This is a genomic window from Periweissella fabaria (assembly GCF_918814575.1).
Classification (GTDB): domain Bacteria; phylum Bacillota; class Bacilli; order Lactobacillales; family Lactobacillaceae; genus Periweissella; species Periweissella fabaria.
In genome coordinates this window covers 92,126-114,487 of record NZ_CAKKNS010000006.1, presented here as the reverse complement: position 1 = coordinate 114,487, position 22,362 = coordinate 92,126, and the positions used below count along the sequence as shown (strand labels likewise).

The window sequence follows — 22,362 nt, the reverse complement described above, 5'->3', positions numbered from 1 at the left end:
TATGATTGATTCACATTATGAATGGCAAGTCCTAGCAGATTCAGTTACAGATGAAGAACAAGCGTTAGCAACGACCTTAAATATGCCAACGGTAATGATTCAACTGTTAAAACAACGTGGATTAACTTCACGCACTGAAATCGAAGCATTTTTAAATCCATCACCAGAAGAAATAAATGATCCATTTATGCTACATGATATGGAACGCGTTATTGACCGAATTAATGAAGCGTTGATGAATGGTGAACATATTACTATTTATGGTGATTATGATACCGATGGAATAACGAGCACGGCGATTATGTACGAAACGCTTATGATGCTTGATGCTGATGTTGATTTTTATGTGCCAAACCGGTTTACGGACGGTTACGGCCCTAATAAGGATGTTTATCAACGTTTAATTACACAAGGTACACAGCTAATCATAACTGTTGATAATGGGGTAGCTGGGCATGCAGCGATTGATTTTGCTAATGAACAAGGGGCTGATGTGATTGTGACTGATCACCATGAAATTCCCAGTGAATTACCGGCTGCATATGCTATTATTCATCCTCAACATCCCGCAAGTGAATATCCATATAAGTACTTATCTGGTGTTGGGGTAGCCTTTAAAGTTGCGACGGCTTTATTAGAAGAAATTCCACAAGAAATGATGGATTTAGTAGCGCTTGGCGAGATTGCTGACTTAGTAGCATTAACCGGTGAAAATCGGGTTTTAGTTACATATGGGCTCAAGATGTTAGCCCAGACAACTCGGCCTGGTCTACAAGCGTTGATGGAACTTGCAGGAGTTGGCTTACATGAAGTAACTGCCGAACAGGTTGCATTTGGGATTACCCCAAGGTTAAATGCGATTGGTCGTTTGCAATCAGCGCAGATTGGCGTAGAGTTACTAGTTACCCAAGATCCTGAGCGGGCTAGTGATTTAGCACAACAAGTAAATCAACTTAATGATACCCGTAAACAAATTGTTGCTGAAATTGTTACCCAAGCTAAAGAGCAGCTTGCGGAATTAGATTTAACGACGCAAAAGACGATTATTTTAGCTGGAGATGGTTGGCATGAAGGGGTGTTAGGTATTGTGGCAAGTCAAGTCGTCGAACTAACGCATCGACCAACAATTATTTTGACACAGGAAAATAATAAATTAAAAGGTTCAGCGCGTAGTATTGATGGATTTGATTTATATCAAGCTTTGGCGCCACATGCAGAGCTTTTTAGTGCATTTGGGGGTCATGCTGGGGCTGCGGGATTATCGTTAGCTACTGACAATTTAGCGGCTTTAAAGAAGGCTTTTGAACATGAAGCAGATGTTCAAAATGTTCAACTAGGGATGAAAGCGCCATTGACAATAGCCAAAGAAATTTCCGTTACAGCTGTTAATGAACAACTATTTGCGGCTATTCAAAAGTTGGCACCGTTTGGTAATAGTAATGAGCAACCGTATTTTAAGATTACTGGTAACGTATCCGATATTAAACAAATTGGTGCGGATAAAAAACATTTAAAATTTAATTTAATGACCAATGAAAGCAAATTAGCAGCCTTAGCTTTTGGACAAGGCGAATTAGGGGATGGATTATTAATTGATAAAGCACCTGTTAGTGTTGTCGCTACATTGTCAGAAAACACGTGGCAAGGACAAACTAGCTTGCAGTTAATGGTTAAAGACATCCAACAAGGTGGTCTGGCAATTATTGATCAACGGACTAATAAATTGCGACCAGATAATTTTAAAATAACTGGTCAATATGTGTTTTTTAATCCTAAGGTGATGCAACAATTATTACCATATTTAAATGCTGAGAGTACCGCAATTGCAATTACAAATGGCGATCAGTTAGTAGACAATGGCACAACTATTTTAGTTGATTTACCTAAAGACCTAAGTGATTTGACCTTATTACAGGGACATCAATTTAAAGAGCTACGTGTCATTTTTTATACAGCACAACATGTCTATCTGGAATCCTTACCTACAAAAGCTGATTTCGCTAAACTTTACAAATATATTTTGGGGCATGCTGATTTACCAATTCGTGCAGAGTTGCCTAAGTTAGCTAAATTTTTACAAATTGGTGTAAATCAATTAAGTTTGATGATTACCGTGTTTTTTGAATTGGGATTTGTTAGAATAGAAAGCGGTGTTTTAAATGTGCTTCCAAATCCTAAGCATGCTGATTTAACTACAGCACCAAGTTATCAGGCATGGATTACCAAACAAGCCATTGAAAAAAGTTTAATTTACAGTAAAACAAGTGAGTTAACAACGACATTGACTGATTTAATGTCGTAATAAAATAACCACGCGTGATTGGTGTTATAAATGAGGTAGAAAAATGACATTTGATTTTAAAAAATATATTGCAGCAATTCCTGATTTTCCAGAGCCCGGGATCATCTTCCGTGATGTGACACCTTTGATGGCAGATGGTGAAGCTTATGCAGCTGCAACTAAAGAGTTTGTCGCGTATACAAAGGCTCAAGGCGGAATTGATGTCGTTGTTGGACCTGAATCACGTGGTTTTATTGTTGGGGGTCCAGTTGCTTATGAATTAGGAATTGGCTTTGTACCAGCACGTAAGGCGGGAAAATTACCGCGTGAAACAGTTCGACAAGACTATGAATTAGAATATGGTGGCATCAATACTTTAGAAATGCACGCTGATGCAATTAAGCCAGGTCAACGGGTTTTGATTACAGATGATTTATTAGCAACGGGTGGCACAATTGAAGCAACCGTTAAATTAATCGAACAACTTGGTGGTATTGTTGTTGGAATTGCTTTCTTGATTGAACTAGATGATTTACACGGCCGTGATAAATTAACTGAGTACGATATTTTTTCTTTAATGCATTACTAAAAATAACTAATAAAAAACCGATTCGATTCGAATCGGTTTTTTTATTAGTTATTTGGTGTGGAACTATTATTTGGATCAGTTGATGGTTGATTATTCGGTTGAGGTGCAGGTTGTGAAGAGCTAGAACTTGCTGGCTCAACACTACTTGAACTTGAACTACTTGGATTAGAGCTTGAGCTACTTGAATCAGCACTTGAACTAGATGAAGAACTTGAGCTACTTGAATCAGCGCTTGAACTAGATGAAGAACTTGAATCAGCACTTGAACTAGATGAAGAACTTGAACTAGATGAAGAACTTGAGCTACTTGAAGGGACAACCACTGGGGTTGTACTATCACTAAATGCCGCACCAGCGATTTGTAGTTCACGTTGGCCACCACGATTAATCACTTGAACATTACCAGGTTTGTTCCAATCTTCAGAGATAACGTCTTGCATGGCGTAACCCATAATTGCTTTATAAATATAAAGCGGAATATTAGACATATAACCTGGCGCAATGTAATTACCTGGTTGATTTGGTTGGTCATAACCAGTCCAAATCGAAAGGGCAAAGTTACGATTGTAACCAGTAAACCAGCGGTCTGAGACTGCTCCAGCCGGCACATTGACATCATCAGAATAACCAACTGTCCCTGTCTTACCAGCTTCAAATGTTCCTGGGACGTGAGCTAATGTCCCTGTACCGTTTGTATCAGTCATAACCGACTTAAGCATATCTGTAAGCATGTAAGCAGTTGATGGTTGCATGACCCGTTTTGATGGTGATGAAACATCAACAGTTTTACCATCTTGAGTCACAATTTTTTGAATAAATTCAGGTGAATGGTAAACCCCTTCGGTACTAAATGAACCATAGATACTTGCTTCTTGTAATGTTGAAATATCAATTCCCAAGGCAGAGGATGCATATAATGGATTAGTTAAACCGAAACGATTGATGAATGATTTAGCACGATTGAGACCAACTGTTTGTAATGCTTCAACTGCTGGGACATTTCGTGATTGTACTAATGCGTTACGAACTGTCATTGGGCCAACATAATTGGGCTCAAAATCGTGAACTTGAGTTGTAGTTCCAGGGTAAAAGTACTTTTTATCAACAACAGTTCGGTACGTAGGCCAGTTTAAATATTCAATAGCTGGACCGTAATCTAAGAATGGCTTAACGGTAGAACCAGCTGAACGATTAGTTTGGGTAGCACGGTTTAGTCCAAGGGCTGCTGTTTGTTTGCGACCACCGATTTGGGCTACAACATGACCGGTATTAGGATCTGTCATTGTTAAACCGACTTGTAAGTTAGCGTTAGGGAAGTTAACGTAAGTATTTGTGTTAACGACTTTGTAAGCTTGCTTTTGTAAATCAAGGTTTAAATAAGTATATACTTTGAGGCCATCTGTTTCAGGTTTATAACCCATTTTGGTCAATTCTGAAAGAACTGATTGAGCATAAGCATCAACAACTTGTTGAGTAGCTGGTTGATCAGAAGTAGCACCGCCAATTTTAGGGTGATTTTTTAATAATCCTTCAGTAACCGGTACTTGTTTAAATTGTTGGGCTTGAGCGGCACTTAACTTGTTATTACTTACTAAGGCATCTAAAACAGTGTTACGACGGTCTCTAGCAAGATCAGGGTTAACGTATGGATCGTAGCGCACAGGTGATTGTGGCATTCCTGCTAATAAGGCGTATTGGGGAACTGATAACTCATTAAGTTGCTTACCGAAGTAGTAACGGGCAGCTGTTTTCATCCCGTAGACACCTTCACCCATATAAACCTTATTAATATAGAACGTTAAAATTTGGTTTTTTGAGTAGCGCTTTGAAACTTGCATGGCAAGCCAGGCTTCTTGCGCTTTACGTTTAATTGTACGATCAGATGCAGCCGTTGAGAAAACGGACAATTTAACTAATTGCTGTGTTAATGTTGAACCACCTTGAAGACCAAGTGATGAACCAGTTAAATTAGCAAATGTTGCCCCGGCGATTCGTTGAACATCAATTCCACCATGTTGATAAAAGCGGCGATCTTCAATTGATACCACAGATTGTTTTAATTGTTCTGGAATTTGATTTGCGGGAGCATAATCCCGTTTTTGAGAACCCATTGACCAGATGACATGGCCACTAGAATCAAGGAATTCAGTTGAATTACTTGAAGATAATTTAGCTTCACTAATCGCAGGGGCTGAACTTACATAATAAAAGAACAGCAGGGTACCAGAAATTAAACCGATATTGAATAAAGCAAAAAGTGAAATTAAAACTTTTTCCCAAATTTTGAGGGGACGTCGTTTCTTATTCGATTGCTTTGACTGTTGGTTGGCTTGTTTTTTATTGGCCATCCGTGATTGAGTTTCTTGTTCCGACATATATTTTGCTCCTAAGTCTTAATTAGATAAGCATGGTAGCTTAATTTTGATGTTGTGCAATTAATAAGTCTACCGCTTTGAGATAGGGTAATTCAGGAATTAACCCAGAAGAGATAATAAAACCATGTTCCTTAATATATTGATATGGAATCGATTTACGACCGCCTGTTTTGCTTTGTTGCCAAAAGCTAATCAATTCACTCGCAGGTAACACGAAAGACTCATTGTACACCGCAAAGCGAATGATTACAAAACCAATTCCATTTTGTTGAATAATAGCTGCTAAATGTTTTACCTGATGTTCATGAAAATTAGCCAAAGGAATGGCGGTCTTATGTTGGGTTTCTTTGGCATCAAAGTCAATATAAAAGCCTCGATAAATTCCATTATAATCGGTTGTTGATGCTTGCGCAAAATATGCTTCATTAATTTTAGCTGCAGAGCGCTTAGGGTAAGAAACATTAACGATATTGATGGGTGTAGGCTTTTTATGAATTACTGCAATTTGACGATCAAGATAAAAAGTATTAGCGGTGTTAATTGCATCTTCAAGAGTCATCCCCCGTTTACTGTAACTAACAGCCGGGGATGGTCTTGATGGCACCTGTGCAGCATTATTTACTGCGAATGTATTTCCATTTGGATACTTAATCATTCTCCGCCCCATTTCTAATTGTATATATACCCGGTACATTATACCAAAATTATGACTGACATGTTAAATAGAGATGTGCCATAATTAAATATTAAAGAAGTTAAGTAGGGAGGTAACAGATGACAAGATTATGGGTGTCGGGTTATCGGGCCTATGAATTAGGTGTTTTTAAAAGTGATGACCCTAAAGTTACAATAATTAAATATGCTTTAAGAGCGGAAATAATTCGCCAATTAGAACAAGGCGTAGATTGGATTATAACGGGCCCGCAATTAGGGATAGAACAGTGGACTATTGAGGTTGTTAATGAATTAAAAAGTGAGTATGCAGTCCAAGTTGCCATGATGGCCCCGTATTTAAATATTGAGAAAAATTGGAATACCGAAAAGCAAGCCCAATTGGCCCAATTAAAAACGCAAGTCGATTATTATGCGAGTGTATCTGCTCATGAATATCAAAATCCAAGTCAACTAAAGAGCTATCAAACATTCATGCTGTCGCATACGGATGGTGCGTTACTGATATATGATCCGGAATTCGAAGGTAAAACAAAGTACGATTATTATGCAATAACAAACTATCAAAATGGTAAAGACTACCCATGGCAAGCAGTTTCGTTTGATGATTTGCAAGAATATGCGCTTGTTTATGGTGAGGAACAAGAAAGTGATAAGAATTATTAATATCAATAGCATTTTTTTGTGAAATTTGCTAACATAAAATAGAACTTAAGACGGAGGATTAATGAGATTAATGGAAAATTTGCGATTAACTCCACAAGATATTGTACGAAAGGAATTTAAGCCAAAGCGCATGGGTGGCGGCTTTGATCCTACTGACGTTGATACTTTTTTGGATGAAATTATTAAGGACTACGATACTTTTAATAAGATTCAAAACGAACTAGAAGATGAAAATCGTCGTTTACGTTCACAAATCGAAGAATTAAATAAACAGTTAGCAGTGGCGGGATCACAAAAAACGGTAACACCACAAGCAACTGGTACGACAAATATGGACATTCTTAAGCGACTAAGTAATTTAGAACGCCGTGTTTTTGGGGCTCAAGTTGATGAACAACAAAATAATGGTTCTCATTTAATTTAGTTTATGCTATAATTGTTTCTACCGTGTGAATTTCTAGTAATCGCGCATAAGTTAGCTTATGTGAGGAAAGTCCATGCTCGCACAGACTGCGATGTCTGTAGTGTTTGTGCTCGGCGAAAAAATAAACCGGGGCACCATTTATGGTGACGGCGGAAAAAACAGCTAAGGTTTCGGCTATGCTCTAGTATTCCTGAAAGTGCCACAGTGACGATGCTGATTTGGAAACGAATCAGGTGGAACGCGGTAAACCCCTCAAGCGGGAAACCCAAACATATGGTAGGGGAGCTCGGCCTAGTGAATTGAAACGATGGTCGTGTTAGTAGTTTTTAAACTACTAGAAGATAGATGATTACTACTTGCTTAATTATGCATGAAGTTAAGTGAGAACATAACGTGGCTTACAGAAATTCACATCCATGCAGCTCGCTTCGGCGGGCTTTTTTTTATGGTAAAATGGATTTATCAAATAAATCGAACAGGAATGTAAATAAATGAATGATAAAAAATTTAATTTAATGGCGACAGCAGCAGCAGGTATTGAAGCATTAGTAGGTAAAGAACTACGTGATTTAGGATATGATGTTGAAGTTGAAAATGGCCGTGTCCGTTTTGAAGGAACGGTTAAAGATATTATCCGCACTAATCTTTGGTTACGAACTGCTGATCGAATTAAAATTGTCGTGACTGAGTTTGATGCTGTGACTTTTGACGAACTTTTTGAACAAACAAAAGCCTTTAAATGGGATCAATTATTACCATTCGATGCTGAATTTCCTGTTCAAGGTCGTTCACGCAACTCAGTGCTTCACAGTGTTCCAACGGCCCAAGCAATTGTGAAAAAAGCCATTGCTAGTCAATTATCAGAAGAATATCACGTGCGGACATTTTTACCTGAATCAGGTTCATTATTTCAATTGGAAGTAATGATTAACAAAGATCATGTGATGATTACACTTGATACAACTGGTGATTCATTATTTAAACGTGGTTACCGGACTGAAAAGGGTGGGGCCCCACTAAAAGAAAATATGGCAGCAGCTTTGGTAACTTTAGCACACTGGTATCCGGACCAACCATTTGTTGATCCGGTGTGTGGTTCTGGGACCATTCCAATTGAAGCGGCATTGATTGCCCGCAATATTGCGCCTGGATTCAATCGTGATTTTGCGATTGAAAAATGGGATTGGGTTGATAAACAAATTAGCGAAGATTTACGTGCTGAAGCTGATGAAGCGGCTGATTACGATATTGAACTAGATATTACTGGTTACGATATTGATGAAAATATGATTGCAATTGCTAAAGCTAATGCGCTGGAAGCTGGTTTGGCTCAAGATATTACCTTTAAGCAATTAGCGGCAAAAGATTGGCATACTGATAAGAAAAACGGGATTTTAGTAGCTAATCCACCATACGGTGAACGGTTACTTGATGCTGATGCTGTCCACCAACTTTATAAAGAAATGGGTCAAGTATATCGTCCAATGAAAACTTGGAGTAAATACATTTTGACGAGTGATTTGGAATTTGAAAAATTCTATGGTGAACGTGCAACTAAAAAACGTAAACTCTATAATGGGGCTTTGCGGACCGACTTCTTCCAATATTGGGGTAAAAAAGAACGCCATTAAACGTATGAATTAAATACTTATTAAGAACGCAGAATTTTTCTGGGTTCTTTTTTTGTTGTTTTTGAAATTCCCAACGTACACTAATGTGTATCAAAAATAATGAAGGAGCGTGGTCAATGAGTAAGGTACAACAACTTTTTAAAACTATTGTTAATGATTATCTAGATATGCATGTGAGTGATATTTATTGCTTACCAATAGGCACTGGACAATATCAAGTAACAATCAGAACAACGCGGAAGCTAATTAAAGCAACAACCTTAACTGCGGTAATGGGTACACAATTAATTACATATTTAAAATTTTTGGCTAACATGGATATCACCGAACAACGGCGACCACAAATAGGGCAATTTACCTTACCAGATTTTGACCAAATTAATTTCCGAATATCGACCGTTGGTGATTATCAACAACGTGAGACATTGGTTTGCCGCTTTATTTATGATTGCTATTCAATTCAACCAGAATTTATTTTTCCCGCACAATTTCAGCAATTACAACTGCAAACTATGCAACCGGGATTACATATTTTGGCTGGCCCGATGGGGAGTGGGAAAACTACAACGATGTATAGTTTAGCCCAAGCCTTAGCAAATGATAATAAAATTGTACTAACGATTGAAGATCCGGTAGAAATTAAGCATGCTAATTTCATTCAGTTACAAGTTAATAATGCAGCTAAGATGACATATACCAATTTAATTAAAAGTGGTTTGCGTCATCGGCCGGATGTTTTTGTTATTGGTGAAATTCGGGATGAACAAACGGCCCAGGCAACCGTTAATGCGGCGTTAAGCGGTCATACGGTCTTAACAACTATTCATGCCTTATCAGCCACAAATGTTACAGTACGGCTATTAGAAATGGGTATCAAGCCGGCTTATCTAAAAGCGAGTCTGCAAACAGTCACCTATCAGCGCTTACTACCTGATTTGCAAGGAGAGTTACATGCATTACAAGCTCAAGTGGCTGGGCAAACAATTTGGGAAAATAAGGGAGAAAAATGGCATGAAAAGTTGGCAGAGGCATTGGCAAGTAAAAAAATCACAACCACCACATACGAACAGTTTAAAAACCTTGAAGCTTAAGGAACAAGTAATTTTCTTTGAACTAATTAATGATTTACTACATGCTGGTTTTCAATTACAAAACGCCTTAGTATTTATTGGACAAGTCGATGCTAAACGATATAAGACGGTTGTTAATGTAATGGTTCAAAGAATGGTAAATGGACAAAGTTTTGCAATGAGTATTAAGCCGTTTATAGAAGCGGAAATAAGTTGGCAAATTGAGTTAGCAGAAGCGCATGGCTCGTTACCAGCAACGATTGCCATCCTTGCACAAAATCTCCAACAAAGATTAGCACAACAATGTAAATTACGGCAATTAATGCAGTATCCAATGGTACTAATAGGCTTACTTGTTGCTGTTGGAATTTTTTTGCGATTCTATTTCATTGAGCAGCTAATGCACTTAAAAGGGACCAATAATAGTGGACAGATTGTTAATCTTAGTAGTATCGGTATTTTACTAATTTTTGGAGCAATTAGCTGTTTATTAGTTTATTGGTGGTTTCGGCATTTATCAGTACCTAATAAATTAATGATTTGTTTAAAAATACCGTTACTTAAATCATTATTAAAAGAGCAAGTTAGTTATCAGTTAAGTTTTACGTTTGCACTTTTATTACAAGCTGGGCATTCGTATCAAGAAATTAGTCAATTATTTTTGAAACTACCTCAAAAATCAATGTTGCATCATCTCGGAGGGATGATTGCTAAAAGTAGTCATGCTGGTGAAAATATCACAACATATATGCGAGAAATACCATATATCCCGGTTGAATTTACACTTTTCTTCAGTCGTGGAAAAACAAATGTAGAAGTAGGCAATGACTTATTGGCATACAGTAAAATATGTTTTCAAAAAGTAATTCGCAGATATGAGCGCTTATTAGCAATGATTCAGCCAGTGATGTTTATAACGATTGCCATGGGAATCGTTAGTATGTATGCAGCAATGCTGTTGCCAATGTATAAAATGATTGGAGATCTTAGATGAATTTAGAAAAATATGCACATATAAAACGTTCACGCGCTTTTACGTTACTTGAAATGACGGTGGTCTTATTAATCATCGGATTGTTATTGTTACTAGTAATTCCGAATGTGAGTAAAATTCGGAATAGCGCAAGTGAGCATCAAACAACGGCAATGGTACAAATGATTCAAACCCAAGTTGATTTGTATTTGGCTGAAAATGGTAGTCGGACAGTAACCATGGCGGAATTAGTAGGTGAAAACTACTTAACCATGGAACAACAAAAGCAAGCAGCAAATGCAAAGATTTCTATCGATAGCAGTAATCATGTGGTTGGGCCAACAAAATGACGATTAAAAAGCCGGCCGTAACTTTGTTAGAAATGTTGATAGTATTAATAATTGTTGCCGGTGTTAGTTTCTTTAGTTATGTAGCACATGCAAAGAGTATTAAAAATGAGCAAATTCATTTTTGGCAAACTTTAGATTTAGAAATTCGGTATGCGCAACATCACGTTAAGCTTAATGATAGCTTCATAATATTTCTTTTTGATCGACGAGAATTGGTAATATCAGATAATAAACACCACCTAAAGGTAATTAAGTACCCAAGCACAATTTATCTACAAAATCGTCAAACAGAAACGGTCATTTTTAATAAGCAACAGCAAATGCCAGCATATATTGTTATTGATGTCATTGAAAATGGCGTTATCAAAGACTATAAAATTTCTTGGGGCTTGGAATGGGGGGCTTACAAAATTGAACCGATACCAACCGGCTTATATAGCCATTGAAGCACTGATTACATTAATTATCATTATCGGAACAATGACATGGTTTCTAGTAAACCAAGTTCAAATGGCAACCTATATTAAACAACAAGAAATTAAGTTAACCAGTTTACGGATAGAAAAAGAGCACAGTGATGAAAAATTACAGATGGTTTTACAAAAATAAACCTGGATTCACATTAATTGAAGCGTGCCTCGGATTGGTAATTATTAGCATCATAATTGCGCTTTTAAATTTTGCTAACCCAGTATTACATAAGCACCCAATCTTAAATAATCCAGTAAATTTAACGTGGCAAAATATGATTTCAACGCTCGAAGAAAGTAGTAATCCGTTTGAATGGATAGAAATTTTAAATGATGGTAATAACTTAAAATTGACGAGATTAACAAGTAAAAACCAAGTTAGTAAGGAATATATCCTAAAAGTAACCAAAGTAACACATACACTTTATGTGAGTGGTATTGAGCGAGGGTATATGCCAGTCGTCTACAATGTTAGGCAGGTAATGTTTCAAGAACGCCATCAAAGAATTTGGATTAAAGTAATCTATATCAATGGAGAGAGTAATGAAGCTTACTTGGCAATTAATAAACAGAAAGCATAAGCCAGCTTTTGCTTTAGGCGTGTTAGTAATGATATTAACGTTACTCGGTGGCATTGAATTGTGGCAAAGTTACAATTATCAAAAACAAATGCAATTGTACCAAGAAATTTCACGTGAATATCAAATGAAAATCGCCGAAAATGAAATTAAGATACAAATGCTATCAGGCAGTAACATACATACATTTTATCTTAAAGGGATAGATATAACGGTTGATAATGGTACGATAATTTTTAAGTTTAATGAGCAAGATGTCATCGAACGCAAATTTATTCTTCCACAACCGCCGCAAACCTAGATTGTAGCCTTTTTATGTGGTAAACTATCGAATGTAACAATTAAGTTTAATTCAATTAAAATTAATAAAGATAGGAGGTGCGTAATTGGAGCAAGTACAAGTTGAAGAATTATATCGCATACTTGATCAAGCAAGCCAACTATTGGCAGAGGATTTAGATAGTTCATATCTTGAAGCGTTAATTGAGATTTGTGAAGATGTTTTACAAAAAACAATTCAGGTTGAGAACAATCAACCGACAGCTAATGTTGCTGAACGTTTAAAAACTTTACTTAATGGGTTAAATCTGGAAAAATATAACGATGATGATATTCGTCGTGGTATCGGTTTAGCTTACTTAAGAGCAGTTCAAGTCGATAATATTCAAGCTACGCACCATCAAACACCAGATTCAATTGCGACTTTAGTTGCGTATATCGTTGCTAAGTTTGTAAAATCAGGTGATAAAGTTGATGTACTGGACCCGACTGTTGGAATTGGGAATTTATTGGCGATGGTTGCAAATTATTTAAAAGTATCTAATCAGTTAGGTAATGTTAGTGGTGTGGAAATAGATGATACGCTATTGGCATTAACAGGGAGTAGTTTTGATTTGCAACATATCAATGGTAATTTAATTGAAGGGGATGCCCGAGAAGTTCAATTACCAATGGCTGATGTGGTTGTTGCGGATATTCCATTAATGCATGGGATTGATACGGTTGTCGCTGATAATCAAATCATTTATGCAGCCAATAACGCTTTAAAACCAGCTGGGTTAGCAGTGTATGTTGTTCCAAGTAATATTTTAGAGACAACGGCTACCGTTGATTTCTTAGGAACACTTACTAAATCTGTGTATGTGCAAGGAATCATTAAATTTGCACCATCAACATTTAAAAATGAGCAAGCTGCCAAAGCACTTTTAATCGTGCAGCGGCATGGAGGACAAGCGCATCAAGCAGAACAAGTTCTGTTAGCGCAAGTACCGGCTTTAAAAGCAAAAGAGGCATTACCGCAGTTTTTCGCTGAGTTAGATCAATGGATTACTACGTTATAAATTTAACAAAATAAAAGGAGCCGTAAAAATGGCAAAAACAATGGCAGTAAACGCAGGTTCATCATCATTAAAATTTCAATTACTTGAAATGCCTGCTGAAGAAGTTATCGCAAAGGGACAAGTAGAACGAATTGGTTTGAACGATTCAATCGTAACTGTGAAATATGGTGACGGTCAAAAGTTTGAAACAGTTGAAGATATTGAAGACCATGAAGTTGCAATTAAAAAGATTTTGGATGCACTTTTGGACTTGAATGTTATTGATAACTTTGAAGATATTACTGGTGTTGGTCACCGTGTTGTTGCCGGTGGTGAATGGTTTAACCACTCAGTTGTTGTTGATGATGAAGTGTTATCAAAAATTGATCGCTTAGCATCTTATGCACCACTTCACAATCCAGCAAATGCAATGGGTATCCGTGTTTTCAAGAAGCTTTTACCAAATGCAGTTTCAGTTGCTGTGTTTGATACTGCCTTCCACCAAACAATGCCTAAAGTAAATTACTTATACGCATTGCCATACCAATACTACGCACGTTACGGTGCTCGTAAGTATGGTGCTCACGGTACTTCACACCGTTATGTTGCTGAACGGACAGCAGCTTTGATGGGTAAACCACTTGAAGATTTAAAGATTATCACTTTACACCTTGGTGCCGGTGCATCAATCACAGCTGTTAAGAACGGTAAATCATTTGATACTTCAATGGGCTTCACACCACTTGCTGGTGTTACAATGGCAACTCGTTCAGGGGATGTTGACCCATCATTGGTATACTACATTCAAGAACGTGAAGGCTTGTCAAACGAAGAAATGTTGAACATTCTTAACTCTAAGTCAGGATTACTTGGTGTATCAACAATTTCTTCAGATATGCGTGATTTGGAAGATGTTGTTGACACAAATGATCACGCTGCATTGGCAATTGATATGTTCATCAACAGTGTTGTTAAATACGTTGGTCAATACGTTGCTGAAATGGGTGGAGTTGATGCAATTACCTTTACTGCTGGTATTGGTGAAAACGCCGCTAATGTTCGTGAAGCAATTACTGAACGTTTAGCTTTCTTCAACGTCGCAATTGATTCTGAAAAGAACAATGTTCGTGGTGTTGAACGTGAAATTTCAACTGATGATTCTAAGGTTAAAGCATTCTTGATTCCTACAAACGAAGAATTAATGATTGCTCGTGACGTTGAATTACTTAAAAACAAATAATTAAAAAGCATGCTTAATAGCATGCTTTTTTTTATGTAAATTGTGATAAAATGAGAATATCTTAATTTAAAAGTGAGGAACGATTGTGGGAAAATATACGGAAGCTGACCTACGGGCAGTTTTAAAAGAAATTTCATTACTTGAAGAAAATCAAGCATTATTAGGGTGGGACTCGTTAACTGGTATGCCAGAAGATGCTGCGCCATTTCGCGCAGAGTTATTAAGTTACCTAGCTGGTAAGAGTTTTGAACTCCAAGCCGGTAATAAATATGGTGAGATGTTGGCTTACTTTGAGGAACATCCAACAGAATTATCAAAGTTAGGCCAACAATTAGTCGTGCATGAACGCAAAAAATTCGATTTAAATGCTAAAATCCCGGCCCAAGATTTCATTGAATATCAAAAATTAACTTCATTGGCCCAAGATGCTTGGTCAAAGGCGCGGGCAGCTAAAGATTTTTCGATTTTTGCACCATACCTTGCTAAAATCATTACCTTTAAAAAGCAATTTATTCAACTTTGGCAACAAGGTAGTGCCACACCATATGATGTTCTTTTAGATCAATATGAACCTGGTTTGACGGTTGCAAAGCTTGATCAAGTATTTGGTGAAGTTAAAGCAGGTTTGACGAAGCTCCAAGCAGAATTAAAGCAAGGCGATGCTCCAGATAATCAAATTCTTAGTCGCTTTGTATCAAAACAGCAACAAAGTGATTTATCAATGGATTTAGCTCAAAAATTAGGCTATTCGTTAAAAAAAGGCCGTCTTGATGACACCATTCACCCGTTCATGGAAGCGATGAACCGTAATGATGCCCGTATTACGACACGTTGGGATGAGCATGATTTTCAAATGGCTGTTTTAGGAATTTTACATGAAGCTGGTCATGGCCTCTTTGAGCAAAATGTTAGTTCAGAATTTGATTACACCCCATTTGAAAAAGATATGGCTATGAGTATTCATGAATCACAGTCCTTATTTAATGAAGTTATGATGGGTCGCTCAGAGGATTTTTGGCGGAATGAATATCCAACATTGCAAGCGTATACTGGTGAAACCTTTAATGATATTGATTTTGATACCTTTTATCGGGCTTGGATGGTAACTAAGCCGACGTTAATTCGAACAGAGGCTGATCCGTTGACGTACCCGTTACACATTATTATCCGTTATGAAATTGAAAAGGCCATTTTTAACGACAATATTGATGTTAATGATTTACCAGCTCTTTGGAATGCCAAATATGTTGAATACTTAGGGCTTGAACCAGAGAATGATTTAGTTGGAATTTTACAAGATATTCACTGGGCAGGGGGCGATTTTGGTTATTTCCCAAGTTATGCACTAGGCCATTTATATGCAGCCCAATTCTTTAATAAAATGGGCCAAGATTTAGACTTACCAGCCATTTTTGCCAGCCACGATTATACACCAATTTTTGCATGGCGTAAGGAACATATTTGGCAATATGGGGCCTCAAAAACACCGCATGAAATTTTAATGGCCACGACTGGTGAAAGCTTAAATCCACAGTATTGGTTACAATTACAAACTAAAATCTATCGAAAAGTGTATCAACTCGATAACGAATTATAAAAATAACGTATTTAATGTAAGAGCAAAATATAAAAACCCCCCCTTGGAATTATATTCCAAGGGGGGGTTACTTTGCTTAGGCTAAAATTAATTATCCTAAAGCTTGGTGGCGGAGCTTTTCAAGCTGAGGATTATTAATGATGAAGTAAATAATTGGTACTTCAATAAACCACATAATTAGCTCTTTGAAACTACGTAACTGAATTAAATGAATGGCAGCATTACCGGTATAGTGATACATCATAATTAAAGATGCAGTATTCAAAATGGCATCACAGATTAATAACACTAAGAAATTTGCGATAATTACGCGTGACCAACTAACATGGTCTTGTTGGTAAAAGAAAGTACCGTAAATCAACATCGCAATAATCGCTGATAATGTGAAGCCAATAAAAAATGGGCTGCCTTGAATTAACGTACCAAGGTAATCATTGATGATGGCAACTAAAGTTCCCCAAACTGGACCAAACCATTTAGCAATCAAAGTGATTACAATAAAAGTAAAGGCGATTTTAAGGAAACTTGTGCCAAATGTAAACCGGCTAATAATAAGTTGCAAGGCACACAAAATACCTAAAAGAGCAATTGCTTTGGTGGATAATTTCGGATATCCAAACGATAATGTTTTCATTTTGAAAACCTCCTAAAATTGGAGGGTTTCACTATATAAGAAAAATACAGTGAATGCGAATATTGTACCGCGGAAAAATCCTTCGTTTGTGGCTCACATTCCGTTTCCACAACACTTAACGCACAATATTCTACCCTGTTTATTTGTGCAATGCACTATCTTAGTTTAACTTATTTACAATAAAAATAATAGACCTATTTTATTTTTTATTAAATCATACGAAAAAAATGATAAACAACAAACAGCTAGGTTGTCTGTTATAATAATAGATATTAATCTTTGGAGGCTTATTCATGGCAGAACAAAGTATCATAACAATCATGCATACTAATGACTTGCATTCACATTTTGAAAATTGGCCTAAAATTCGCCGTTATCTAAGTGGGCAAAAGAAAATTTTAGGCTTAGGTGATAATGGTGTTTTAACTGTTGATATTGGTGATGCCCTAGATTTAGTGCATCCATTAACAGAAGCAACGGCGGGCATAATTAATGTTGAGTTGCTTAATCAGATTGGATATGATGCGGTTACGATTGGTAATAATGAAGGTTTAAGTTTACAACATGATAAGTTACAAAAATTATATAATGATGCTAATTTCCCGGTGACGGTGGCTAATATTAAAGATTTACGAACTAATAAGCAACCGTCATGGTGTCAAGAAGTTGTCTATCAGGTCATGCCGGATGGAACTAAAGTTGCAATGATTGGCATGACGGCACCATTTGTTGAGACGTATCCGTTACGTGAATGGGGAATTGGTGAAGTGGCACCGATTTTAGCGGCTATGTTACCCCAAATTAACGCACAAGCAGATGTAATAATTTTATTATCACATTTAGGATTGCCAGAAGACCGCCGATTGGCACAGATGTTTCCAACTTTAGATGTTATTATTGGTGCGCATACACATCATCGTTTGGAAAAAGGTGAAATGCTTAATAATACTTTAATTGCGGCGGCTGGTAAATGGGGGCGTTATATCGGCAAGATTAGTTTGACGATTGAAAATCATAAGGTAGTCAGTAAAGTCGCAAGGTTGGTGACGACGAGTGATTTACCGGATGAGGACACTGATATTGCTGAAATTCAAGGATTACAGGATGCTGGCTTAGAGCAGTTACGAGCAGCTAAAGTTGCATATCTTCCTAAGCCGTTATTAAGAGCTGATAATAGCTTTATGGATGCACTTTTTGCGATGTTAGTCCAAAAAACAGGTATCAAGGCCGCATTGCTCTCAACCGGCTTAGTTTTAGGTGATCTACCGGCTGGTGAGGTGACCAAAGCTGATTTATTGGCACTTTTACCACATCAAATGTATGTCATGCAAACGATGCTTACCGGAAAAGAATTAAAACGTTTATTACAAGAAATTCATAAAAATGCCGAGTTCGTGAGTGCATTCGCGATGGTCGGTTTAGGCTTTCGCGGTAAATTAGTTGGTGATATTCAACTATGTGAAATGGCGATTGATATTCATAAAGGGCAGTTAACTTATCAGAATCAATTAATTGATGATAATAAGCAATATCAATTTGTTAGTTTAGATTACTATAAATATTTACCATTTTTCCCAACAATCGATTTAGTTGGCGAAAATAAAATTATGATGCAAAAAATGTTACGTGAAGATTTTGCCGATTATTTAGCGCAAAATTTTCCAATTAAGTGAGGAACAATTGTGGATCGAGAATCATTAAAAATTAAAGCAGAAGCGCAAGTTTCAGAGCGTGCTGCTACAACTAATTTTGAAAATAAAGGCAACAATCAATTTATTGTTAATGGCTTGGCTATGACAATTTTAAAAAACTATCGCGATGCTTTTGACGAATTGAAGTTCAAGGCACGTTTTAGTGATATTTTAACAAAATATGATTATATTATTGGTGACATTGCGGCTGATCAGCTACGATTAAAGGGTTTTTATGCTCAAGACAATAAGAATATGACAAAGTTTAATTCTATTGATGCATTCGAGGATTATTTACTGGAATACATGAATTTTGGGGCGCCATATTTTGTTGTTCAAAATGAAAATCCAGTTGAAAGTAAAACGGATTTTGAAGTCGTACCATCTACTTCAAATAATCGCCGACGTAAACGAAACAATCGTGGTAATCGTAGTGATGAAGCAGTGGCGAACAAAGAAACACCTACGTCTAGAACAGCGTGGCAACGTAAAGGTAATTCTGCAAAAACAACTGCCGCAAATAAACCCAATAATAAAGGTACTAACTTATCAAAATCACCAAAAGATAATAACAACGAGCGGACACATGATGCGTCAGTTAATAAACGTCGGCGCCGACGTTCAAATGCCAATAAGCAACGGGCTGATGTGAAAGAAGTAAAAAGACCAATTGCTGATGGTAAGGGTGTTAAAAAGCCAGATGGTAGTATGAGTGCAAGTACGAAGAAACCAAATCAACGGAAGCGGCATTTTACCATTCAACAAAAAAACGAAAAATAATAGGTATAGAAACATAATTATGAAAAAATATACAGGTTATTTAATTGATCTTGATGGGACGATATACCAAGGAACAGATAGAATTGAAGGAGCACAAGCGTTTATTGCTAAGCTTAATGCTCAACAAATTAACTATTTATTTTTAACAAATAACTCCACAAAAACACCGACGATGGTTGCTGAATTTTTAACAACGGTTCATGGTATTCCGACATCAGCTGAGCAAATATATACCTCAGCGATGGCAACCGCTGACTATTTAGTTAATAATTTATCACTTGGTGCTGGGACGCGGGTTTTTGCAATTGGCGAGGTGGGCCTTAAACGAGCTTTAACCGATGCTGGTTATATAGTAACTGATGAACAGCCAGATGTTGTTGTCGTTGGTATGGACACACAAGTAACTTATGCGAAATTTGAACAGGCGGCATTAGCAATTCGCAATGGGGCGATATATGTGGCAACTAATTTAGATACAAATATTCCAAATGAACGTGGTCTAGTACCCGGTGCGGGGTCTCTAAATGCCTTAGTTACGACAGCAACGGGTATAAAACCACTGGCAATCGGCAAACCAAATGCGCAGATTGTAAATCTGGCTTTAACTCGAATGAAAATACAATCAACAGAAGCGTTACTAGTCGGTGATAATTACTTTACTGATATTATGGCGGGAATTAATGCCCAGGTGGATACGTTGATGACATACACAGGCATTAGTACTAGAGCTGAAGTTGCTGAATATGCGCAGGCGCCAACATACGAGGTGGAAAACTTAAATGATTGGCAAGTTTAGATTTTGGCTGGCATTTACTAGCTTATTGCTTTGTATTATTTCATTGGCAATTACAATTACAATTAATAGTACGTGGCTGTATTATCTGAATGTTAAGTTTGGTGATTTTTTGCCGCTTATTAATTTATCTGCTAAGCAAATGATGCATAATTTCCAGCAATTAATGGCTTATTTAAATTTACCATGGATTACGGAATTGAAAATGAGTAATTTTACTGACTCAAAAGATGGGTTAGAACATTTTCGTGAAGTAAAAAATTTATTTTTAATAAATTATCTTGTTTTATTAGTTACGTTAATTCCTAGTATTGGGTTTATTAAACACTTGGCTAAACGGCAAGAGCAATGGCGCTTGTTATGGCCACTTCAAGGTGTTTTTGCTGCGGTTTTTGTTGTATTAGCAATGATGATGATGCAATTCAATCAATTTTTTATTGCATTTCACAAAATGTTGTTTAGAAATAATGATTGGATTTTTTATCCAGTGCAAGACCCTATTATTAATGCTTTACCGGAGGCTTATTTTAATCAGTGCTTTGGCTTGTTTTTTGTCCTAGTTATTATTGCGTTAAGTAGTCTTTACATATGGGGTAATAGATATTTTCACCAAGGAAAGTCCCAACGTAAATAGCAACTATGACAGAAAGTAGCAAAAAGACCATGGAAAACTTATTTTCCATGGTCTTTTTGTGCATATAACGGAGTACCAAAGTATGCTTTAGCAGTAAGCTACTATTTAAAGCTTAATTATGAACCGACATTCCTTATGCATAGAGCTAAACTTAACGATGAAGAACCATGTATGGTTCTATTAAAGTCCGTTGGTTGTTTAGATATTGGTTAAGGATAGTTTCAAGTTCGGTCGTGACAAAATTTTCAAGAATGATACCATGATCGGGATTATTGCTGTCAAAAATAAGTGCAGCAGGATTTTTAACAATTTGATATTCATTAGCAAATTGTTGGTTTTTAATTAATGCTGCAGTAGTTTGCTTAGAATTACGTTCTTCAACAAATAACTCCAAATCGCCACCGATATCTGTTATAACTTGTTTGATGATTAAATCAGAATAAGTATTTTGGCGAACTAACAATTGTTCTTGTAATGCGTATAAGAATTTACGTGCTAGATTACGCCCTTGTGAAAGCATGGCGACATAATCAAGACTAATTGCATAATCAACCTGAAATGAGATATGCGTGTTGGTCTCAATACCTTGACGATATGCTTCATCCATTGTTGCTAAACTAATTAATGGCAAAACATGGTAAGAATATTTAGTATTGAGCGACTTTAGTACTTGAGTAAGTGCTTTTTGTGCTTGATAGCTTTCAAATTGCAGGGGGGTAATAAAATGAAAGACTTCTATCAAATGGGGGACCTCCTTTGGGAAGAAAACAAGGTATTATAAAAGGGGATAGCCTTGTGAAGTAACACTCGATTAAGTTCAAAACATAGTGTAGCACTGAATATCGAAATACGCTATTGATTGGTATTAGGAATTAAATTTTTTTGTGCTGAATGATAAGTTTGAATATAGAAAATATGAGCTAGAGTGATATAATTTAAGAATGGAATTTTATAAGTAGACGAATTGGAGGCTTGCCATGATTCAAAACTGGGACAGTTTTTTACTACCCTATGAACAAGCAGTTGCTGAATTGAAGGTTAAATTACGCGGTTTACGACCTCAATTTGATCAACTAGATCAACAGACACCAATTGAGTTTGTGACAGGACGTGTAAAACCCGCCGATAGTATTAAAGAAAAGTTAGTACGGCGCCATATTGATGAAGAACGAATTGAACAAGATTTGCAAGATATTGCCGGTGTACGAATTATGACGCAATTTGTGGATGATATTTATCAAATTGTACATATTTTACGTCAGCGTACCGATATGAAAATTTTAGAAGAACGTGATTATGTATCGAATGCGAAACCATCAGGTTACCGTTCATATCATATTGTGATAGAATATCCAGTCCAATTAGTGACGGGTGAAAAAAAGATTCTAGCTGAAATTCAAGTTCGAACGATGGCAATGAATTTTTGGGCGACGATTGAACATTCATTAAAATATAAAAATAGTGTAGGGTTTACGGATGAAGTAAGCGAACATCTACGTGATTTGGCAACGCGGGCCTATCAAATAGATGAGGAATTATCACAAATTAGGAAAGAAATTCAAACCGATAATGAAGATAAATAAGGAGGCGTAGGC

General features: G+C 36.8%; 24 protein-coding genes, 1 other RNA gene and 1 riboswitch. Of the genes, 21 read left to right on the top strand and 4 right to left on the bottom strand.

Annotation, left to right across the window (positions count from 1 at the left end; translation table 11 throughout):
• Position 1 precedes the first annotated feature (1 nt).
• On the top strand, positions 2-2,302 hold the full coding sequence (recJ, locus tag LQZ75_RS07220) for a single-stranded-DNA-specific exonuclease RecJ (RefSeq protein WP_230097166.1): 2,301 nt from the start codon (positions 2-4) through the stop codon (positions 2,300-2,302).
• A 43-nt stretch (positions 2,303-2,345) separates the two neighbouring features.
• Complete coding sequence (locus LQZ75_RS07215; protein WP_230097165.1) at positions 2,346-2,870, top strand: adenine phosphoribosyltransferase; 525 nt, start codon at positions 2,346-2,348, stop codon at positions 2,868-2,870.
• A 44-nt stretch (positions 2,871-2,914) separates the two neighbouring features.
• On the opposite strand, the gene LQZ75_RS07210 is transcribed toward LQZ75_RS07215, so the two are convergent.
• Both LQZ75_RS07210 and recU read right to left on the bottom strand, forming a co-directional pair.
• A complete protein-coding gene (locus LQZ75_RS07210; protein WP_230097164.1) occupies positions 2,915-5,245 on the bottom strand; it encodes a PBP1A family penicillin-binding protein in 2,331 nt (776 codons plus the stop codon).
• Positions 5,246-5,285: 40 nt separating this feature from the next.
• Positions 5,286-5,900, bottom strand: a complete 615-nt coding sequence (gene recU / locus LQZ75_RS07205; protein WP_230097163.1) for a Holliday junction resolvase RecU — start codon at positions 5,898-5,900, stop codon at positions 5,286-5,288.
• A 119-nt stretch (positions 5,901-6,019) separates the two neighbouring features.
• On the opposite strand from recU, the gene LQZ75_RS07200 reads away from it, so the two are divergent.
• From LQZ75_RS07200 to LQZ75_RS07135, 14 genes are all read left to right on the top strand, one after another.
• Positions 6,020-6,583 carry an SLOG family protein gene (locus LQZ75_RS07200; protein ID WP_230097162.1) on the top strand — a complete coding sequence of 188 codons (564 nt, stop codon included), beginning with the start codon at positions 6,020-6,022 and terminating at the stop codon, positions 6,581-6,583.
• Between the two features lie 70 nt (positions 6,584-6,653).
• Entirely contained in the window at positions 6,654-7,007 is a 354-nt protein-coding gene (gene gpsB / locus LQZ75_RS07195; protein ID WP_230097161.1) for a cell division regulator GpsB, read from the top strand.
• Between the two features lie 28 nt (positions 7,008-7,035).
• An RNA gene (gene rnpB, locus LQZ75_RS07190) (RNase P RNA component class B) lies at positions 7,036-7,413 on the top strand.
• Positions 7,414-7,498: 85 nt separating this feature from the next.
• The gene (locus LQZ75_RS07185; protein WP_230097160.1) at positions 7,499-8,638 is read left to right on the top strand and encodes a THUMP domain-containing class I SAM-dependent RNA methyltransferase; all 1,140 of its coding nucleotides are present in this window, start codon (positions 7,499-7,501) and stop codon (positions 8,636-8,638) included.
• 116 nt (positions 8,639-8,754) lie between these two features.
• Positions 8,755-9,729, top strand: coding sequence for a competence type IV pilus ATPase ComGA (gene comGA / locus LQZ75_RS07180; RefSeq protein WP_230097159.1), 975 nt, complete (start codon positions 8,755-8,757; stop codon positions 9,727-9,729).
• Positions 9,650-10,702, top strand: coding sequence for a type II secretion system F family protein (locus LQZ75_RS07175; protein WP_230097158.1), 1,053 nt, complete (start codon positions 9,650-9,652; stop codon positions 10,700-10,702). The genes comGA and LQZ75_RS07175 overlap by 80 nt, the downstream gene beginning before the upstream one ends.
• Positions 10,699-11,031, top strand: coding sequence for a competence type IV pilus major pilin ComGC (gene comGC, locus LQZ75_RS07170; protein WP_230097157.1), 333 nt, complete (start codon positions 10,699-10,701; stop codon positions 11,029-11,031). Before LQZ75_RS07175 ends, comGC begins: the two co-directional genes overlap by 4 nt.
• Entirely contained in the window at positions 11,028-11,477 is a 450-nt protein-coding gene (locus tag LQZ75_RS07165) for a hypothetical protein (protein ID WP_230097156.1), read from the top strand. Before comGC ends, LQZ75_RS07165 begins: the two co-directional genes overlap by 4 nt.
• Complete coding sequence (locus LQZ75_RS07160; protein WP_230097155.1) at positions 11,443-11,640, top strand: hypothetical protein; 198 nt, start codon at positions 11,443-11,445, stop codon at positions 11,638-11,640. The genes LQZ75_RS07165 and LQZ75_RS07160 overlap by 35 nt, the downstream gene beginning before the upstream one ends.
• Positions 11,609-12,082 carry a prepilin-type N-terminal cleavage/methylation domain-containing protein gene (locus LQZ75_RS07155; protein WP_230097154.1) on the top strand — a complete coding sequence of 158 codons (474 nt, stop codon included), beginning with the start codon at positions 11,609-11,611 and terminating at the stop codon, positions 12,080-12,082. Before LQZ75_RS07160 ends, LQZ75_RS07155 begins: the two co-directional genes overlap by 32 nt.
• Positions 12,045-12,380 carry a hypothetical protein gene (locus LQZ75_RS07150; protein ID WP_230097153.1) on the top strand — a complete coding sequence of 112 codons (336 nt, stop codon included), beginning with the start codon at positions 12,045-12,047 and terminating at the stop codon, positions 12,378-12,380. Before LQZ75_RS07155 ends, LQZ75_RS07150 begins: the two co-directional genes overlap by 38 nt.
• 85 nt (positions 12,381-12,465) lie before the next feature.
• Complete coding sequence (locus LQZ75_RS07145) at positions 12,466-13,419, top strand: class I SAM-dependent methyltransferase (RefSeq protein ID WP_230097152.1); 954 nt, start codon at positions 12,466-12,468, stop codon at positions 13,417-13,419.
• Positions 13,420-13,447: 28 nt separating this feature from the next.
• Positions 13,448-14,638: an acetate/propionate family kinase gene (locus LQZ75_RS07140; protein WP_230097151.1), complete on the top strand. Its 1,191-nt coding sequence runs from the start codon at positions 13,448-13,450 to the stop codon at positions 14,636-14,638.
• Positions 14,639-14,723: 85 nt separating this feature from the next.
• Positions 14,724-16,235 (top strand): carboxypeptidase M32, encoded by a 1,512-nt coding sequence (locus LQZ75_RS07135; protein ID WP_230097150.1) that lies wholly within the window; start codon positions 14,724-14,726, stop codon positions 16,233-16,235.
• Between the two features lie 91 nt (positions 16,236-16,326).
• On the opposite strand, the gene LQZ75_RS07130 is transcribed toward LQZ75_RS07135, so the two are convergent.
• Entirely contained in the window at positions 16,327-16,869 is a 543-nt protein-coding gene (locus LQZ75_RS07130; RefSeq protein WP_230097149.1) for a folate family ECF transporter S component, read from the bottom strand.
• 45 nt (positions 16,870-16,914) lie between these two features.
• Positions 16,915-17,009, bottom strand: a riboswitch (THF riboswitch).
• A gap of 153 nt (positions 17,010-17,162) precedes the next feature.
• Between LQZ75_RS07130 and LQZ75_RS07125 the strand changes: the two genes are divergently transcribed.
• The 4 genes from LQZ75_RS07125 to LQZ75_RS07110 are packed head-to-tail and all read left to right on the top strand — an operon-like array spanning position 17,163 to position 20,767.
• On the top strand, positions 17,163-18,542 hold the full coding sequence (locus tag LQZ75_RS07125; protein ID WP_230097148.1) for a bifunctional metallophosphatase/5'-nucleotidase: 1,380 nt from the start codon (positions 17,163-17,165) through the stop codon (positions 18,540-18,542).
• A 9-nt stretch (positions 18,543-18,551) separates the two neighbouring features.
• Positions 18,552-19,340: a YutD family protein gene (locus tag LQZ75_RS07120; protein WP_230097147.1), complete on the top strand. Its 789-nt coding sequence runs from the start codon at positions 18,552-18,554 to the stop codon at positions 19,338-19,340.
• 19 nt (positions 19,341-19,359) lie between these two features.
• Positions 19,360-20,136 (top strand): TIGR01457 family HAD-type hydrolase, encoded by a 777-nt coding sequence (locus LQZ75_RS07115; RefSeq protein WP_230097146.1) that lies wholly within the window; start codon positions 19,360-19,362, stop codon positions 20,134-20,136.
• The gene (locus tag LQZ75_RS07110; RefSeq protein WP_230097145.1) at positions 20,120-20,767 is read left to right on the top strand and encodes a TIGR01906 family membrane protein; all 648 of its coding nucleotides are present in this window, start codon (positions 20,120-20,122) and stop codon (positions 20,765-20,767) included. Before LQZ75_RS07115 ends, LQZ75_RS07110 begins: the two co-directional genes overlap by 17 nt.
• A 151-nt stretch (positions 20,768-20,918) precedes the next feature.
• Here LQZ75_RS07110 and LQZ75_RS07105 read toward each other — a convergent pair whose 3' ends face one another.
• Positions 20,919-21,509: a DsbA family protein gene (locus LQZ75_RS07105; protein ID WP_230097144.1), complete on the bottom strand. Its 591-nt coding sequence runs from the start codon at positions 21,507-21,509 to the stop codon at positions 20,919-20,921.
• Positions 21,510-21,744: 235 nt separating this feature from the next.
• On the opposite strand from LQZ75_RS07105, the gene LQZ75_RS07100 reads away from it, so the two are divergent.
• Complete coding sequence (locus LQZ75_RS07100; RefSeq protein ID WP_230097143.1) at positions 21,745-22,350, top strand: GTP pyrophosphokinase; 606 nt, start codon at positions 21,745-21,747, stop codon at positions 22,348-22,350.
• The last annotated feature ends 12 nt before the right edge of the window (positions 22,351-22,362 follow it).

Coding starts and splice junctions, on each gene's coding strand:
- LQZ75_RS07130 (WP_230097149.1), bottom strand. CDS start 16,869: ATGAAAACATTATCGTTTGGATATCCGAAATTATCCACCAAAGCAATT.
- LQZ75_RS07125 (WP_230097148.1), top strand. CDS start 17,163: ATGGCAGAACAAAGTATCATAACAATCATGCATACTAATGACTTGCAT.
- LQZ75_RS07110 (WP_230097145.1), top strand. CDS start 20,120: ATGATTGGCAAGTTTAGATTTTGGCTGGCATTTACTAGCTTATTGCTT.
- LQZ75_RS07165 (WP_230097156.1), top strand. CDS start 11,028: ATGACGATTAAAAAGCCGGCCGTAACTTTGTTAGAAATGTTGATAGTA.
- recU (WP_230097163.1), bottom strand. CDS start 5,900: ATGATTAAGTATCCAAATGGAAATACATTCGCAGTAAATAATGCTGCA.
- LQZ75_RS07210 (WP_230097164.1), bottom strand. CDS start 5,245: ATGTCGGAACAAGAAACTCAATCACGGATGGCCAATAAAAAACAAGCC.
- LQZ75_RS07140 (WP_230097151.1), top strand. CDS start 13,448: ATGGCAAAAACAATGGCAGTAAACGCAGGTTCATCATCATTAAAATTT.
- LQZ75_RS07150 (WP_230097153.1), top strand. CDS start 12,045: ATGAAGCTTACTTGGCAATTAATAAACAGAAAGCATAAGCCAGCTTTT.
- comGA (WP_230097159.1), top strand. CDS start 8,755: ATGAGTAAGGTACAACAACTTTTTAAAACTATTGTTAATGATTATCTA.
- LQZ75_RS07200 (WP_230097162.1), top strand. CDS start 6,020: ATGACAAGATTATGGGTGTCGGGTTATCGGGCCTATGAATTAGGTGTT.
- LQZ75_RS07175 (WP_230097158.1), top strand. CDS start 9,650: ATGAAAAGTTGGCAGAGGCATTGGCAAGTAAAAAAATCACAACCACCA.
- gpsB (WP_230097161.1), top strand. CDS start 6,654: ATGGAAAATTTGCGATTAACTCCACAAGATATTGTACGAAAGGAATTT.
- LQZ75_RS07115 (WP_230097146.1), top strand. CDS start 19,360: ATGAAAAAATATACAGGTTATTTAATTGATCTTGATGGGACGATATAC.
- LQZ75_RS07155 (WP_230097154.1), top strand. CDS start 11,609: ATGAAAAATTACAGATGGTTTTACAAAAATAAACCTGGATTCACATTA.
- LQZ75_RS07185 (WP_230097160.1), top strand. CDS start 7,499: ATGAATGATAAAAAATTTAATTTAATGGCGACAGCAGCAGCAGGTATT.
- LQZ75_RS07215 (WP_230097165.1), top strand. CDS start 2,346: ATGACATTTGATTTTAAAAAATATATTGCAGCAATTCCTGATTTTCCA.
- LQZ75_RS07100 (WP_230097143.1), top strand. CDS start 21,745: ATGATTCAAAACTGGGACAGTTTTTTACTACCCTATGAACAAGCAGTT.
- recJ (WP_230097166.1), top strand. CDS start 2: ATGATTGATTCACATTATGAATGGCAAGTCCTAGCAGATTCAGTTACA.
- comGC (WP_230097157.1), top strand. CDS start 10,699: ATGAATTTAGAAAAATATGCACATATAAAACGTTCACGCGCTTTTACG.